The organism is Stenotrophomonas sp. YJH_SMC_17, from assembly GCF_059371655.1.
The window spans coordinates 706,026-720,955 of record NZ_JCAFUU010000002.1 but is presented as its reverse complement, the minus strand read 5'-3'; the positions used below and the strand labels follow the sequence as shown (position 1 = coordinate 720,955).

The following is a 14,930-nucleotide window of genomic DNA, read 5'->3' as shown; positions in this document are numbered from 1 at the left end:
GCGCCGACGTCGGCGCGAAAAGAGACATTGTCGCACGCATGCCGTCGATGTCGAGGCATGCGCACCGGATATCAACGCGCTGTGGCGGCCAGCGCCTTCTCGATGGCCGCAGTGAGCTGCGGATCCTCCGGCGTCACCTTGCTGGCGAACTGGGCGATGACCTTGCCATCGCGCCCCAGCAGGTATTTGTGGAAGTTCCAGCCCGGCGCCACGCCGGTGGCAGCAGCGAGGCGCTGGTACAGCGGCGTCGCCTCGGCGCCGACCACATGCACCTTCTCGAACATCGGGAACTTGACGCCATAGGTCAGCGTGCAGAAGTCCTGGATCTGCTTCTCGTCACCCGGCTCCTGCCCCTTGAAATCATTGGAGGGGAAACCGAGCACCGCGAAACCACGGGCTGCGTAGCGCTTCTGCAGCGCCTCCAGGCCTTCGTACTGCGGGGTGTAGCCGCACTTGCTGGCGGTGTTGACCACCAGCAGCACCTGGCCGTGGTAGCGCTGCTGCAGGTTGACCTGCTGCTTGCTGGCCAGCGGCCGGTAGTCCAGGTCGAGCAGGTCGGCGGCCAGGGCGCTGGCAGAACCGGCAACACCGGCCACCATCAGGGCCAGCAGGGACAGGCCGCGCAGGCGGCGCGGCGAAACGGTCGGCAGGGGCATCAGGAGCGGTCCGCGGTAGCCATTCACAAGGCCCGGCCAGCAGCGGCCGGGAATCGGCCGAACTATAGCACCGGGCTCCGGCCGCCCTGATGGCAGCAGGCGACCCCGGCTTTGCGCGGCGTGGCGAGTACGCGGTCCGCCGTTCTTCGCTGGCCAGGTAATGACATGGTATGGACATCGCTGAATGGAAGGCCGGCCTGGAACGCTTCATGCGACAATTCAATTTACCTTTAAGATCAATATCTTGAGCGAATATGCCATTGATCTGACCACCCCTGCCATCAGTTGGGGAGGGCCAGGGGTTGCACATGGGCGTGCCGGTGTTATAGTTGCATACAACACCAGTCACCTGAGACAGGGGGAAGCCATGAACGTCCGGATCCGTCGCAACTTCACCGCACCCGCGGCCGCTGCTGTCTCGACCCTGATCGTGCTGGCCTGGCTGGCCGCACCCACCTCCCCCGCCTCCCCCGACAGTGGGCAGGACGCCACCGCTTCACCGGCAGGGAACGCCGCTCCCTCCTCCCCTCCCCCGCGTCGGCTGCACAGCTCCCTGTCCATGCCGTATTTCTCGTTCGCCCAGCCGCTGACCCCACGGAGCTGAATATGAGCGACATCCAGTGGAGCGACGGCGCTCCCATCTACCGTCAGTTGAAGGAGCGCGTGATCGCCATGATGCTCGACGGAATCCTCAAGCCGGGCGATGCCCTGCCTTCGGTGCGCCAGGTGGCCGCCGATTACCAGCTCAACCCCATCACCGTGTCGCGCGCTTACCAGGAACTGGCCGACGAAGGCCTGGTCGAGAAGCGCCGCGGGCTGGGCATGTTCATGACCGAGCAGGCCGCCACGCAGCTGCGCAGCAGCGAGCGCGAGCGCTTCCTCAATGAAGAATGGCCGGCCGTGCTGGAGCGCATCCAGCGCCTGGGCCTGAGCCTCGACGAATTGCTGCCCCAGGGGAACCTCTGATGAATAGCACCGCAAGCGAACCCGTCATCACCGCCCGCGGCCTGCGCAAGGCCTACAAGACCACGGTCGCGCTCGACAATGCCAGCTTCAGCATTCCGAGCGGGCGCATCGTCGGCCTGATCGGCCCCAACGGTGCCGGCAAGACCACGGCATTGAAGGCTCTGCTCGGCCTGACCTCGGTGGAAGGTGAGCTGAGCGTGCTGGGCCGCGACCCACGGCTGCACCGCGACGAACTGATGAATGACATCTGCTTCATCGCCGACGTTGCCGTGCTGCCGCGCTGGCTCAAGGTGCGCGAGGCGATCGACTTCGTCGCAGGCGTGCACCCGCGTTTCGACCGCGCCCGCTGCGAGCGTTTCCTGGCCAACACCAAGCTGCAACCGAAGCAGCGCGTGCGCGAACTGTCCAAGGGCATGATCGTGCAGCTGCACCTGGCGCTGGTGATGGCCATCGATGCCCGCATCCTGGTGCTGGACGAGCCCACCCTGGGCCTGGACATCCTGTACCGCAAGGAGTTCTACCAGCGCCTGCTGGAAGACTACTTCGACGAGCAGAAGACCATCATCGTCACCACCCACCAGGTGGAAGAGATCGAGCACATCCTCAGCGACGTCATGTTCATCCGTGATGGCCGCATCGTGCTTGATGCGGAAATGGACGAGGTCGGCCAGCGCTACACCGAACTGCTGGTCAACGCCGACCAGCTGGAGACCGCACGCGCCCTGAAGCCGATCGACGAGCGCAGCCTGGCGTTCGGCAAGACCGTGATGCTGTTCGACGGCGTACCGCGCACCCAGCTTTCCACCCTTGGCGAGACCCGCAGCCCGGGCCTGGCCGACCTGTTCGTCGCCGTCATGAAGGGGACCTACGCATGAATGCCGTCAACCACCCCGTCAGCCCCCTCGGTACCCTGCGCTGGCTGCTCAAGCGCGAGTACTGGGAAAACCGAGGCGGCTTCCTGTATGCCCCGCTGATCGCCGGCCTGATCTCGCTGGTGATGAGCACCGTCGGCATTGCCTTCGGCCTGTTCGCGCTGAACCGCGCGGCGCGCAACGGCGCACTGCATGTCGATGGCGAAAGCGTGAACGTCAACGGCCTGGACCTGGCGCTGCTGACACGCAACATCAACGGCAAGGACCTGGCCGACCTGGGCAACGGGCTCGACCTGACCCTGGTGCTCAGCTCGGCTTGGCCGTTCCTGGTGCTGGCCTTCGTGGTGTTCTTCTACTGCTTGGGCGCCCTGTACGACGACCGCCGCGACCGCAGCATCCTGTTCTGGAAGTCGTTGCCGCTGTCGGACACCCAGACCGTGTTGTCCAAGGTGATCAGCGCGCTGATCGTGGCACCGCTGATCGCGGTGGTCGCCGGCATCATCACCATGTTCGGCTTCATGCTGATCATCAGCATCGTCGCACTGATGCACGGTGGCAGCCCGATGGCGCTGATCTGGGGCCCGGCCAGCCCGTTGACCCTGGCCGCCGGGCACCTGAGCTGGATTCCGGTCTACGCGCTGTGGGCCCTGCCCACTGCAGGCTGGCTGCTGCTGTGCTCAGCCTGGGCCAGGAGCAAGCCGTTCCTGTGGGCGGTGATGCTGCCGCTGTTTGCCGGCGTCATCGTCAGCACCACCAAGGTCATGCCGCTGTTCGGCCTGACCACCGGCTGGTTCTGGCAGAACATCGTCGGCCGCCTGCTGCTGGGCGGCGTGCCCGGCATGGACCTGCTGTACCGCCTCGGCGCCGGTGAAGGATCGCGCCGCGACCTGGATTCGGTGGTCAGCCTGATGTCGCCCGCCTCGCAGCTGAAGTCGCTGGCGATGCCGGAACTGTGGATCGGTGCGGCCATCGGTGCAGTGTTCATCTTCCTCGCCATCCGCCTGCGCAAGCGCGCCGGCGAGATCTGATTCCATCCACCCGGAGGCACGTCCCATGCGTTCCCTGCTCGCCTGTTCCGCGTTGTTGCTGTTGCCGCTGTCGGCACTCGCTGCCGATGCCCCGAACTGCAAGTTCACTGCTGCGCGCACGTTGAAGCTGGATGCGGCTGGTGCCAGGGCGGTGGTGATCGAGGTGAACCAGCACGACCTGAAAGTCGTCGCCAGCAAGGGTGGCGGCCAGCTCGATGGCCGCGCCTGCGCCTCCAGCCAGGAATGGCTGGACCAGCTGGTACTGGATCAGCGAAGGGAAGGCGACAAGCTGGTCGTCAGCCTGCGTCGGGACGGTCGACACAGCGGCATCAGCCTGGGCAACAGCTATGCCTGGCTGGACATCCGTGGCAGCGTGCCGGACAACCTGCCGCTGCAGCTCAAGGTCGGCTCGGGCGATGCCAGCGTGGAGAACGCACAGTCGCTGAGCGTGGATGTCGGCTCGGGTGACGCCGTTGCCCGCGGCACGCGCGGCAGCATCCACGCCGCAGTGGGCTCGGGCGACCTGAACATCGACGGCGGCAGTTCACTGAACCTGCTGTCGCTGGGCTCGGGTGACGTCAATGTCCGCAACATCGGCGGCGACGCCGTTACCGGGACGGTCGGTTCGGGTGACCTGAAGATCACCGATGTGCGTGGCAACGCGCGGCTGGACACGGTCGGTTCGGGCGACATCGAGTTCAAGCGCGTGCAGGGCAGCGTCGAAGTCGGCGTGGTCGGCTCCGGCGGCGTCGACCTGGCCGACATCGGCGGCAACGTGCATGTACGCAGCCACGGCTCGGGCGACATCCAGGTGGACGGCGTACGCGGCAGCCTGACCGTCGACCACAGCGGCAGCGGCGATGTCGAACACCGCAACGTCAGCGGCCGGGTCACCCTGCCGCGCAGCAAGTAATCCTCTTCCAGACACGTCCAGGGGAACATCATGAATCTGTTGCGCCTGCTGCCCGCCACCCTGCTGTGCCTGCCGCTGATCGCCTGCGGCGGCACCTCCTCCGCGCCCGACAAGAGCGTCGGCAAGAGCGTTGCCGAAGCCACCAGCGGCGTCGGCCAGTCCGTCAAGGAAGCCATGGACGATGCCCGCAAGGAGATCGCCCAGGGCAACATCAAGATCTCGGGCGGCAACCAGCCGCGTGCGGAGATCACGCCGGACGGCCGCCTGCTGATCGCCGGCAAGGAGGTCGCCGCCAACGACACCCAGCGCCGCCACCTGCAGGAGTACCGCGGTCACGTGGTCGCCGTTGCGATGGCGGGCATGGATGTCGGCGTGGCCGGTGCCAAGCTCGGAGCCAACGCGGCCGGTGAAGCGCTGAAGGGCATCTTCAGCGGCGATAGCGAAGGCGTCGAAAAGCGCATCAACGCCGAAGCCGCCAAGATCGAGGCACAGGCCAAGCGCATCTGTGATCGCCTGCCGGCGATGCTGGCCAGCCAGCAGGCACTGGCGCGCGAGCTGCCGGCGTTCAAGCCCTACGCGACCATGGACCAGAGCGACGTGGACGACTGCGGCAAGGACAACTCGGTCACGTTCTCCAACTGAGACAAATCGACGCACCCGACCGGCAGCGGCCTTCCGTTGCCGGTCCGGCCGCGGCGGCAGGCTTACAATGGGGGCCCCGGATGCCCCTGAACCGAACGCCATGAAGAAGTTGTTCCTGCTGCTGGCCGCCCTGCTCTGCCTGGGCCTGGTCGGCTGCGACAAGGATTACCGCGACCACCGCGCCGAGCGCGGCAAGCCCAAGATTTCCGTCAGCGAAGGCATGGTGACCGTGCGCCGCCCGCCGGCACCGAACATCATCATCCTCGGCGATGGCACGATGAAGGTGGACGAGATCCAGATTCCGCTGGACGACGGACAGAAGCAGATGCTGCAGACGATGTTCGGCAAGCTGCAGGTACTTCGCCAGAACACGCTGGTGGCTGCGCCGGCCGACCCGAACATGCAGCCGGTGAAGATCCAGCCGCCGGAAGGCATGGAGGTTATCCCGGCGGACCTGATCCAGCGCATCCCCGAATTCAAGGATTACACCGACACCTTCGGCAACATCGTCGCCGACCGTCGCTGAAGCAGAAACGCCGCCCAAGGGCGGCGTTTCCTTTTGTAGAGCCGAGCCCATGCTCGGCTACTGCCCGGAACCTGAGCCGAGCATGCGCTCGGCGCTACAACCAGCAGATCAACCGCCGGCGCCACCACCGCCAGCCTGGATGCCACCGGCAGTCAGTGCGGTCGGATCCAGCAGGCGTCGCAGCTCGATCTCGTCCAGGCCGCTGTCTTCCAGCGCCACATCCAGCACCGGGCGCTGTTCCTTGTAGGCGCGCTTGGCGATGGCCGCGGCCTTTTCATAGCCGATGATCGGGTTCAGCGCGGTCACCAGGATCGGGTTGCGCGCCAGCGCCTCGGCCACGCGGTCCTCGCGCACCTTCAGGCCGGCGATGGCACTGTCGGCCAGCAGGGTGGACACGTTGGCCAGCAGGCCAATGCCATCGAGCAGGTTCACCGCGATCAACGGCAGGGTGACGTTGAGCTGGAAGTTGCCGGTCTGCCCGGCCACGGTGATCGCCGTGTGGTGGCCGATCACCTGCGCGCAGGCCATCACGGTGGCTTCCGGAATCACCGGGTTGACCTTGCCCGGCATGATCGAGCTGCCCGGCTGCAGCGCCGGCAGTTCAATCTCGCCCAGCCCGGCCAGCGGACCGGCGTTCATCCAGCGCAGATCATTGGCGATCTTGATCAGCGCCACCGCCAGCGCGTTGAGCTGACCGGACAGTTCCACCGCATCATCCTGCGCCGCCAGCCCTTCGAACTTGTTCTCGGCGCTGTCGAACTTGATCGAGGTCTGTTGCTTCAGCGCCTTGGCCACCTGCGCACCGAAACGCGGGTCGGCGTTGATGCCGGTGCCGATCGCGGTGCCCCCCAGCGGCAGCCGGCGCACGCGCTTGAGGCTGTCCTCGATGCGTTCCTGCGCCGACGCGAGCTGCGCCGACCACGCACCGAATTCCTGTTCGAAGGTCAGCGGCATCGCATCCATCAGGTGGGTGCGACCGGTCTTGACCACCTTGCGCAGGCTGCGGCCCTTCTTGTCCAGGGTCTTGCGCAGGTGCACCAGCGCCGGCAGCAGCTGTTCGTGCGTGGCCAGCACCGCCGACACGCGCAGCGCGGTCGGGATCACGTCATTGGAGCTCTGCCCCTGGTTGACGTGGTCGTTCGGGTGCACCACGGTCTTGCCCGCCTTGCCGGCACGGTTGGCCAGGGTAGCGATGACCTCGTTGGCATTCATGTTCGACGACGTACCCGAGCCGGTCTGGTAGACGTCGATCGGGAAATGCGCGTCCCAGTCACCGGCAGCCACTTCGGCGGCGGCGGTCTGGATGGCCTTGGCCACGGTCTTGGGCAGGTGGCCCAGTTCGGCATTGACGCCGGCAGCGGCGCCCTTGACCAGGCCCAGCGCACGGATGAAACCGCGCGGCATGCGCTGGCCCGAGACCGGGAAATTCTGCACGGCACGCTGGGTCTGCGCGCCCCACAGGGCATCGGCAGGCACCTGCAGCTCGCCCATGCTGTCGTGTTCGATCCGGAACCCCGCGGTTCCACCCTTGCTTGCAGCTTTGCTCATTGCATCGACTCCGCACTACTTCAGTTGGGGAAAGGGAAGCGGCGGCTGGCAGGGTGTCGCTTCCCGGGCTGGCGGCTGCGCCAACGATACTCCCTTGCCTGCAGCATGGGATGACGAGTGCGGGCCAGATCGTTCTGTCCGCAGGGCCGTGTTGTAGAGCCGAGCCTGCGCTCGGCTGGCCCGTGGGCGCTGGATTACCCGGAGCAGCCGAGCGTGGGCCCGGCTCTCCAGGGCACGCCTGCCCGGCACGTCGTAGAATATGGCCCCCGCCGCTCGTCCCCGCCCTGCCGACATGTCCGATTCCGCCCTGCTCGCCCTGTCCCCGCTCGATGGCCGCTACGCCGGCAAGGTCGACGCCCTGCGCCCGATCTTCTCCGAATACGGCCTGATCAAGGCCCGCATCGTGGTCGAGGTGGAATGGCTGCTGGCCCTGGCCGCCGAACCGGGGATCGTCGAGCTGGCGCCGTTCTCCGACGCCGCCATCGCCCGCCTGCGCGCCCTGGCCGCCAACTTCAGCCCGGCCCAGGCCGCACGCGTGAAGGAAATCGAGCGCACCACCAACCATGACGTCAAGGCGGTGGAGTACTTCATCAAGGAACAGCTGAAGGACGACGCCGAGCTGGCACCGGCGCTGGAATTCGTGCATTTCGCCTGCACCAGCGAAGACATCAACAACCTCAGCTACGGCCTGATGCTGGAACAGGCGCGACGTGAGGTGCTGCTGCCGACCCTGGATGGCATTGCCACCACCCTGCGCACCCTGGCCCATGCCCAGGCCGGCCAGCCGATGCTGTCGCGCACCCACGGACAGACCGCTTCGCCGACCACCCTGGGCAAGGAGCTGGCCAACGTGGTCGCCCGCCTCGAGCGCCAGCGCCGGCAGATCGCCGCGGTGGAACTGACCGGCAAGATCAACGGTGCGGTGGGCAACTACAACGCGCACGTGGCCAGCTACCCGGACGTTGACTGGCCGGCCTTCGCCGAGCGCTTCGTGACCGGGCTGGGCCTGGTGTTCAACCCGTACACCACGCAGATCGAGCCGCACGACAACGTGGCCGAGATCGGCGATGCCGCGCGCCGCGCCAACATCATCCTGATCGACCTGGCCCGCGACATCTGGGGCTACATCTCGCTGGGCTACTTCAAGCAGCGCCTGAAGGAAGGCGAAGTCGGCTCGTCGACGATGCCGCACAAGGTCAACCCGATCGACTTCGAGAATGCCGAAGGCAATTTCGGCATCGCCAACGCACTGTTCGAGCACTTCAGCGCGAAGCTGCCGATCAGCCGCTGGCAGCGTGACCTGACCGATTCCACCGTGCTGCGTGCACTGGGCACCGCGTTCGGCCACAGCCAGGTGGCGCTGGACTCGCTGGCCAAGGGCCTGGGCAAGCTGGAAGTGAACCCGCAGCGGCTGGACGCGGATCTGGACGCGGCATGGGAAGTGCTGGCAGAAGCCGTGCAGACGGTGATGCGCCGCCATGGCCTGCCGAATCCTTACGAGCAGCTGAAGGCGCTGACACGTGGCCAGGGCATCACCGCCGAGTCGATGCGTGCGTTCGTGCAGGGGCTGGAGCTGCCGGCGGATGCGAAGCAGCGCCTGTTGGAGATGACCCCGGGCAGCTACACCGGCCTGGCCGAGTCGCTGGCGAAGAAGATCTAAGGGGTTTCCGTTGCGGCGGCGGCCGCGGGCGCTGCCTGCGGCAGGCAACGGCAACAGCAACATCAACGTCAAGAGCGGCTCAGGATTGCTGCTAGCTGGGCGGGGCAGGCTGGGTTCGCGGGGGACGCCGTGAATCCGTCCGTGGAGGCTTGGCAGCCGCATCCATGCGGCTGACACCCCCGCGAACCCAACCCGCCCCACCTCTGACAGATTCCGGTGACGGATCGAAGAGCGTTGGGTTGTCGGGACGGAATTTGAAAGAGAGACGCGGCTTCGCCGCGTCCCTCCTTGTTTGTGGGGTTTTGTAGAGCCGAGCCCATGCTCGGCTGCGTTTCGCGTGGGCAACAGCAAGCCGAGCGTGGGCTCGCCTCTACACGAGCAAGCGCAGCGCGCGACCCGCTTTTGCCTTTGATTTTCCTCTTCCATTCCGTGGCGGGCCGCGCAGGAAACTGTCAGGGGCCGGGCGGGTGGGCTGCGCGGGGGTGTCCGCCGCATGGATGCGGCGATCGAGCTTACATGGACGTACTTGCAGCGTCCCCCGCGCAGCCCACCCGCCCGGCCCTCCTCAGCAGGCCAGTCGACTAACAGTCGACTCTACCCAGACCGCCGCCACGAGGGGCTCCGCCGTTGGCCGGAACCCCGCGACAAACCACCGCACGTGCGCAATCCCCACGAACGTCGGACAATGGAGACCTTGGCGGCCCGCCGCGCCGCCCTTCCCGCTTTCCGCTGCAAGGATTCCCCCATGGCCGCCCGCAAGTCCTCCGCTCCGCTCATTGAAGTCACCGCCCGCCCCGGCCAGCCGCTGGGCATGGCGCCGGCCGCCTTCCTGCGCGACTTCTGGCAGAAACGCCCGCTGCTGATCCGCAACGCCTTCCCCGATTTCCACACCCCGGTGCAGCCGGAAGACCTTGCAGGCCTGGCCTGCGAGGAAGGCGTGCTGGCGCGCCTGATCGAACACGACAAGGCCCAGGACAGCTGGCGCGTGCGCAGCGGCCCGTTCCAGGAAGACATCTTCCCCGCCCTGCCCGACCGCGACTGGACCCTGCTGGTGCAGGACGTGGACAAGTGGGACAAGGACGTGCGCGCACTGATCGAACACTTCAGCTTCCTGCCGCGCTGGCGCATGGATGACGTGATGATCAGCTTCGCCGCCACCGGTGGCTCGGTCGGCGCCCATGTCGACCAGTACGACGTGTTCCTGCTGCAGGCCCATGGCCACCGCCGCTGGCAGATCGATGCCAGCGAATCGATCAAGGGCAAGCAGCCGCCGCTGGGCTTCCGCCCGGACGTGGAACTGAAGCTGCTGAAAGTGTTCAAGCCGACCCATGACTGGGTGCTGGCGCCGGGCGACATGCTGTACCTGCCGCCGAACGTGCCCCACCACGGTGTCGCCGAAGATCCGTGCCTGACCTTCTCGTTCGGCATGCGCGCGCCGGCCTCGGCCGAGCTGATCAGCGACTACCTGGACACCCTGATCGCCGATGCCGACGAGAACATCCGCTACCAGGACGCCGACCTGAAGGTGCCGGCCGACCCGAACGAAATCGACACGGTGGCGATGGCGCGGGTGATCACCGCGCTCAATGCCATCCGCATGAACGACCCGGACAAGCTGGGCGACTGGTTCGGCCGCTTCATCACCACCTACCGCGCTGCCGGTGAGGTGATGGCGCATCAGGCCGCGCCGGCACAGGAAGAGGTGGTCGAAGCGCTGGCCTCGGGCCTGCTGCTGCAGCGCCACCCGTGGGCGCGCCTCGCCTGGCGCCGGGCCAAGCGTGGTGCCAGCCTGTATGTCAGCGGCCAGGACTTCGCGTTGCCGGTGAAGGACGCACAGCGCCTGGCCGGTGCCGAGCAGCTCGACGCCGCCGCCTACCGCGGCCTCTCCGACAAGGGTCGCGCGGTGGTCCAGCAGCTGCTGGTCGGTGGCGTGTTCCAGTTGATCGATCCGAACGAGGTGTATGACGCTGAAGACGAGGACGACGGCAAAGACGCCGTGGTGCTCGGCGAAGTGGTCGAAGGCCGTGACCGTGTCGACGCGATCGACGCCGATGCGGTGTCGGACGATGTCCACACCGTGACCGTGCACGACGACGGAATCGAGGTCATCGTCAACTTCGAAGACCACGACGAAGACGACAGCGACGACGGTCGCGCCTGAGCCTTGCCATGATCCGAGTCCAGCAGGTCAGCCACGCAGACGCCCACGTCGCCATCCACGAGGTACGCCAGCGGGTGTTCGTGCAGGAACAGGGCATCGCCGCCGAACTGGAGCGTGATGCGCTGGACCCGGTCTGTGCCCACGTGCTGGCCTTGGACGCCGACGGCCAGCCCGTCGGCACCGGCCGGCTGGCCCCGGATGGCCGTATCGGCCGCATGGCGGTGCTGGCCAGCCATCGCAGCCGCGGCGTCGGTGAAGCCCTGCTGGAGGCGCTGGTCGAGGCCGGGCGCCGGCTCGGCCTGGCCGAGCTGCACCTGCACGCGCAGCTGCCGGCGCGTGATTTCTACGCACGCCAGGGCTTCCTGCCCGAGGGCGAGGCGTTCGAGGAGGCCGGCATCGGCCACCAGCAGATGCGCCGCCGGCTGGGCGCGGCCAGCGCCATCGACAGCCGCGCCGAGGCGGTGGCCATCACCACGGCCATCGTCCACCGCGCCCGCCGCCAGCTGTGGCTGCACAGCCGCCAGCTGGACCCGGGCCTGCTGGACGCGGCGCCGGTACAGGCCGCCCTGCGCCGCTTCGTCACCGCCCGCCACGACAAGCAGCTGCGGGTGATCGTGCACGATGCAGCGGCGATCGCCTCTGCGGGCGCGCCGCTGCTGGCCTTGGCCCAGCGCCTGCCCAGTGTGATCCAGTTCCGCGAGGTCAGCGACCCGGTCGACCGTGCGCTGGCCTCGGCCTGCCTGCTCAATGATGCAGGCGACTTCTACTTTCGTCTGATCGGTCATCGCCTTGACGGCGAGGCCGGCATCGCGCTGCCTGCACGTTCGCAGCCGTTCGAGCAGCAATTGCAGCGCGTCTGGGACCGTTCGCGCGATTGCAGCGAACTGCGCGCGCTCGGTATCTGAGCGGGCACCGCCACTCAACCTGTCTGGAAGCGGCACCGGGGGACCCGGGATGCCCGTGGTGGTGCCCCTTCGTGTCCGGATGGGGGTACAATTTGGCTGTTTGAACGCGCCCGCGCAGGGCTATTCATCTTCCTGCCGGGTCCTTCTGAAGCCATACCCCACAAAGCGAATCAACACCCTCCATCGTGGACAATCAACTGAAGCAGTTTGCGCAATCTTCGCAACTCGCCGGCGGCAACGCCTCCTATGTCGAGGACCTGTACGAGCAGTACCTGGTCTCCCCGGACAGTGTCGATACCAAATGGAAGACCTACTTCGACGGCTTCAAGGGCCGCGAAGCAGGCGACATTCCGCACTCGGCCGTCATCTCCCACATTGCGGACGCGGCCAAGGAAGCGCTGAAGGCCGGCACCGGCAACGGTGCGGGCGACGAGCGTGAGCGCAATGTCGGTCGTCTGATCACCGCCTACCGCTCGCGCGGCCACCTGGACGCCCGCCTGGACCCGCTGGGCCTGGCCGCGCCGGTCAACACCCCGGACCTGGGGCTGCCGTTCCACAGCCTGTCCGATGCCGATCTCAACAGCGAGTTCAGCACCGGCGGCGTCGGCGGCCAGCCGCGCATGAAGCTGCGCGACCTGCTCGCACGCCTGAAGGCGACCTACACCGGCTCGATCGGTGCGGAGTTCATGCACATCTCCGAGGTCGAGCAGCGCCAGTGGATCTACAAGAAGCTGGAAGCGGCCGGTGGCAACTACCAGCTGGACGCTGACACCCAGCGCCGCACCTTGGAACGCCTGACTGCGGCTGAAGGCCTGGAGCGCTACCTGCACACCAAGTACGTCGGCCAGAAGCGCTTCTCGCTGGAAGGCGGCGACTCGCTGATCCCGATGATGGACACCATCATCCGCAGCGCCGGCAAGGATGGCGTCAAGGACGTGGTGATCGGCATGGCCCATCGCGGCCGCCTGAACGTGCTGGTCAACACCCTGGGCAAGAACCCGCGCAAGCTGTTCGACGAATTCGAAGGCAAGTTCGAGCACGACGAGCACGCTTCTGCCGGCGACGTGAAGTACCACATGGGCTTCTCTGCCGACGTCGCCACCGAAGGCGGCCCGGTGCACCTGGCGCTGGCCTTCAACCCGTCGCACCTGGAAATCGCCGACCCGGTCGTGGCGGGTTCCGTGCGTTCGCGCCAGGAGCGCCGCAAGGACACCGCGCGCAAGCAGGTCATGCCGATCCTGATCCACGGCGACGCGGCCTTCTCCGGCCAGGGCGTGGTCATGGAGCTGTTCCAGATGTCGCAGGCCCGCGGCTTCGCCGTCGGCGGCACCGTGCACATCGTGGTCAACAACCAGGTTGGCTTCACCACCTCCAACCCGCTGGATACGCGCTCCACGCGCTATGCCACCGACGTGGCGAAGATGATCGCCGCCCCGGTGCTGCACGTGAACGGCGATGATCCGGAAGCGGTGGTGTTCGCCGCGCAGCTGGCCTTCGAGTTCCGCCAGAAGTTCGCCAAGGACGTGGTCATCGACCTGATGTGCTACCGCCGTTGGGGCCACAACGAGGCCGACGAACCGGCGATCACCCAGCCGCTGATGTACCAGGTGATCCGCAAGCACCCGACCACCCGCGAGATGTACGCCGAGCAGCTGGAGAAGGCGGGCGTGATCGCCGCCGGCGCCGGCAAGGCGATGGTCGATGCCTACCGCGAGAAGCTGGATGCCGGTGAAGTGACCACCGAACTGGCCAAGGTCGAGAAGACCCCGCCGACCAGCCCGCTGTTCGTCGATTGGCCGAAGCTGCTGGAAGGCAAGCTGTCCGATCCGATCTCGACCAAGGTTGAGAAGAACAAGCTGGTCGAGCTGGCCAAGCTGATCAACACCATCCCCGAAGACGTGCAGCTGCACTCGCGCGTGGCCAAGGTCTACGACGACCGCCGCAGGATGGCCGCCGGCGAGATCCCGGGCGACTGGGGCTTTGCCGAGAACCTGGCCTACGCCACCCTGCTCGACGAAGGCAAGGCACTGCGCCTGGTCGGCCAGGACGTCGGCCGCGGTACGTTCACCCATCGCCATGCGATCCTGCACGACCAGAAGACCGACAACTACTACATGCCGCTGCGGCAGCTGGTGGATTCGCCGGAGAAGGCCACCGTCATCGATTCGCTGTTGAGCGAAGAAGCGGTGATGGCCTACGAGTACGGCTTCTCCACCACCGATCCGAACACGCTCTGCATCTGGGAAGGCCAGTTCGGCGACTTCGCCAACGGCGCCCAGGTCGTCATCGACCAGTTCATCGCCGCCGGTGAAGCCAAGTGGGGCCGCATCTCCGGCCTGACCCTGCTGCTGCCGCATGGCTATGAAGGGCAAGGCCCGGAACACAGCTCGGCGCGCCTGGAGCGCTTCCTGCAGCTGTGCGCGCTGGAGAACATGCTGGTTGTAGTGCCGTCGACTCCGGCACAGGCCTTCCACATGCTGCGCCGCCAGCAGCACCTGACCACCCGCAAGCCGCTGGTGGTGATGTCGCCCAAGTCGCTGCTGCGCCACAAGCTGGCCGTGTCGACCCTCGACGAACTGGCCAACGGCGAGTTCCAGCACCTGATCGGCGACGCCAACGCGGACGCCAAGAAGGTCAAGCGGGTGGTGCTGTGCTCGGGCAAGGTCTACTACGACCTGCTGGAAGACCAGACCAAGCGTGGCCAGGACGACGTGGCGATCATCCGCGTGGAGCAGCTGTATCCGTTCCCGCGTGCGCTGCTGGCTGCCGAACTGAAGAAGTACGGCAAGGCCACCGACGTGGTGTGGACGCAGGAAGAACCGCAGAACCAAGGTGCGTGGTACCAGATCCGCCACCACCTGCAGTTCTGCCTGGCCGATGGCCAGAACCTGCACTACGCCGGTCGCGCACGCTCGGCTTCGCCGGCTGCCGGTCACATGGCTGACCACGTCCGCGAACAGCAGCAGCTGGTCGCCGACGCACTGGTCAACCCGTTCAACGACACGTTCGCTGAATAATCCTCCCCCTATTTAGAAGACAAACCAGGAAGCTCC

General features: G+C 66.7%; 13 protein-coding genes. 11 read left to right on the top strand and 2 right to left on the bottom strand.

Annotated elements, in window-relative coordinates; translation table 11 throughout:
• Positions 1-71: 71 nt before the first annotated feature.
• Complete coding sequence (locus AC5P8Z_RS08360) at positions 72-656, bottom strand: glutathione peroxidase (protein WP_286069021.1); 585 nt, start codon at positions 654-656, stop codon at positions 72-74.
• Between the two features lie 367 nt (positions 657-1,023).
• Between AC5P8Z_RS08360 and AC5P8Z_RS08355 the strand changes: the two genes are divergently transcribed.
• From AC5P8Z_RS08355 to AC5P8Z_RS08325, 7 genes are all read left to right on the top strand, one after another.
• Positions 1,024-1,260 carry a hypothetical protein gene (locus AC5P8Z_RS08355; RefSeq protein ID WP_286069023.1) on the top strand — a complete coding sequence of 79 codons (237 nt, stop codon included), beginning with the start codon at positions 1,024-1,026 and terminating at the stop codon, positions 1,258-1,260.
• Between the two features lie 2 nt (positions 1,261-1,262).
• Positions 1,263-1,622 (top strand): GntR family transcriptional regulator, encoded by a 360-nt coding sequence (locus AC5P8Z_RS08350; RefSeq protein WP_286069025.1) that lies wholly within the window; start codon positions 1,263-1,265, stop codon positions 1,620-1,622.
• Entirely contained in the window at positions 1,622-2,497 is an 876-nt protein-coding gene (locus tag AC5P8Z_RS08345; protein WP_286069027.1) for an ABC transporter ATP-binding protein, read from the top strand. The genes AC5P8Z_RS08350 and AC5P8Z_RS08345 overlap by 1 nt, the downstream gene beginning before the upstream one ends.
• The gene (locus AC5P8Z_RS08340; protein ID WP_286069028.1) at positions 2,494-3,522 is read left to right on the top strand and encodes an ABC-2 transporter permease; all 1,029 of its coding nucleotides are present in this window, start codon (positions 2,494-2,496) and stop codon (positions 3,520-3,522) included. The genes AC5P8Z_RS08345 and AC5P8Z_RS08340 overlap by 4 nt, the downstream gene beginning before the upstream one ends.
• Positions 3,523-3,547: 25 nt before the next feature.
• Entirely contained in the window at positions 3,548-4,435 is an 888-nt protein-coding gene (locus AC5P8Z_RS08335) for a DUF4097 family beta strand repeat-containing protein (protein WP_286069029.1), read from the top strand.
• A gap of 30 nt (positions 4,436-4,465) precedes the next feature.
• Positions 4,466-5,077: a DUF2884 family protein gene (locus tag AC5P8Z_RS08330; RefSeq protein ID WP_286069031.1), complete on the top strand. Its 612-nt coding sequence runs from the start codon at positions 4,466-4,468 to the stop codon at positions 5,075-5,077.
• Positions 5,078-5,177: 100 nt separating this feature from the next.
• The gene (locus AC5P8Z_RS08325) at positions 5,178-5,603 is read left to right on the top strand and encodes a hypothetical protein (protein WP_495228730.1); all 426 of its coding nucleotides are present in this window, start codon (positions 5,178-5,180) and stop codon (positions 5,601-5,603) included.
• A gap of 108 nt (positions 5,604-5,711) precedes the next feature.
• Here the strand turns inward: AC5P8Z_RS08325 and AC5P8Z_RS08320 are convergent, their stop codons facing one another.
• Complete coding sequence (locus AC5P8Z_RS08320; RefSeq protein ID WP_286069032.1) at positions 5,712-7,151, bottom strand: class II fumarate hydratase; 1,440 nt, start codon at positions 7,149-7,151, stop codon at positions 5,712-5,714.
• Between the two features lie 292 nt (positions 7,152-7,443).
• Here AC5P8Z_RS08320 and purB point away from each other — a divergent pair, with 292 nt between their 5' ends.
• From purB to AC5P8Z_RS08300, 4 genes are all read left to right on the top strand, one after another.
• Entirely contained in the window at positions 7,444-8,811 is a 1,368-nt protein-coding gene (gene purB, locus AC5P8Z_RS08315; RefSeq protein ID WP_286069033.1) for an adenylosuccinate lyase, read from the top strand.
• Positions 8,812-9,556: 745 nt separating this feature from the next.
• Entirely contained in the window at positions 9,557-10,972 is a 1,416-nt protein-coding gene (locus AC5P8Z_RS08310) for a ribosomal protein uL16 3-hydroxylase (RefSeq protein ID WP_495228728.1), read from the top strand.
• A gap of 8 nt (positions 10,973-10,980) precedes the next feature.
• Complete coding sequence (locus AC5P8Z_RS08305) at positions 10,981-11,877, top strand: GNAT family N-acetyltransferase (RefSeq protein WP_495228726.1); 897 nt, start codon at positions 10,981-10,983, stop codon at positions 11,875-11,877.
• A 185-nt stretch (positions 11,878-12,062) separates the two neighbouring features.
• Positions 12,063-14,894, top strand: a complete 2,832-nt coding sequence (locus AC5P8Z_RS08300; RefSeq protein ID WP_286069037.1) for a 2-oxoglutarate dehydrogenase E1 component — start codon at positions 12,063-12,065, stop codon at positions 14,892-14,894.
• Positions 14,895-14,930: the final 36 nt, after the last annotated feature.

Excerpts from the sequence above, each read along its gene's own strand:
- AC5P8Z_RS08360 (WP_286069021.1), bottom strand. The coding sequence starts at position 656 with ATGCCCCTGCCGACCGTTTCGCCGCGCCGCCTGCGCGGCCTGTCCCTG.
- AC5P8Z_RS08355 (WP_286069023.1), top strand. The coding sequence starts at position 1,024 with ATGAACGTCCGGATCCGTCGCAACTTCACCGCACCCGCGGCCGCTGCT.
- AC5P8Z_RS08350 (WP_286069025.1), top strand. The coding sequence starts at position 1,263 with ATGAGCGACATCCAGTGGAGCGACGGCGCTCCCATCTACCGTCAGTTG.
- AC5P8Z_RS08345 (WP_286069027.1), top strand. The coding sequence starts at position 1,622 with ATGAATAGCACCGCAAGCGAACCCGTCATCACCGCCCGCGGCCTGCGC.
- AC5P8Z_RS08340 (WP_286069028.1), top strand. The coding sequence starts at position 2,494 with ATGAATGCCGTCAACCACCCCGTCAGCCCCCTCGGTACCCTGCGCTGG.
- AC5P8Z_RS08335 (WP_286069029.1), top strand. The coding sequence starts at position 3,548 with ATGCGTTCCCTGCTCGCCTGTTCCGCGTTGTTGCTGTTGCCGCTGTCG.
- AC5P8Z_RS08330 (WP_286069031.1), top strand. The coding sequence starts at position 4,466 with ATGAATCTGTTGCGCCTGCTGCCCGCCACCCTGCTGTGCCTGCCGCTG.
- AC5P8Z_RS08325 (WP_495228730.1), top strand. The coding sequence starts at position 5,178 with ATGAAGAAGTTGTTCCTGCTGCTGGCCGCCCTGCTCTGCCTGGGCCTG.
- AC5P8Z_RS08320 (WP_286069032.1), bottom strand. The coding sequence starts at position 7,151 with ATGAGCAAAGCTGCAAGCAAGGGTGGAACCGCGGGGTTCCGGATCGAA.
- purB (WP_286069033.1), top strand. The coding sequence starts at position 7,444 with ATGTCCGATTCCGCCCTGCTCGCCCTGTCCCCGCTCGATGGCCGCTAC.
- AC5P8Z_RS08310 (WP_495228728.1), top strand. The coding sequence starts at position 9,557 with ATGGCCGCCCGCAAGTCCTCCGCTCCGCTCATTGAAGTCACCGCCCGC.
- AC5P8Z_RS08305 (WP_495228726.1), top strand. The coding sequence starts at position 10,981 with ATGATCCGAGTCCAGCAGGTCAGCCACGCAGACGCCCACGTCGCCATC.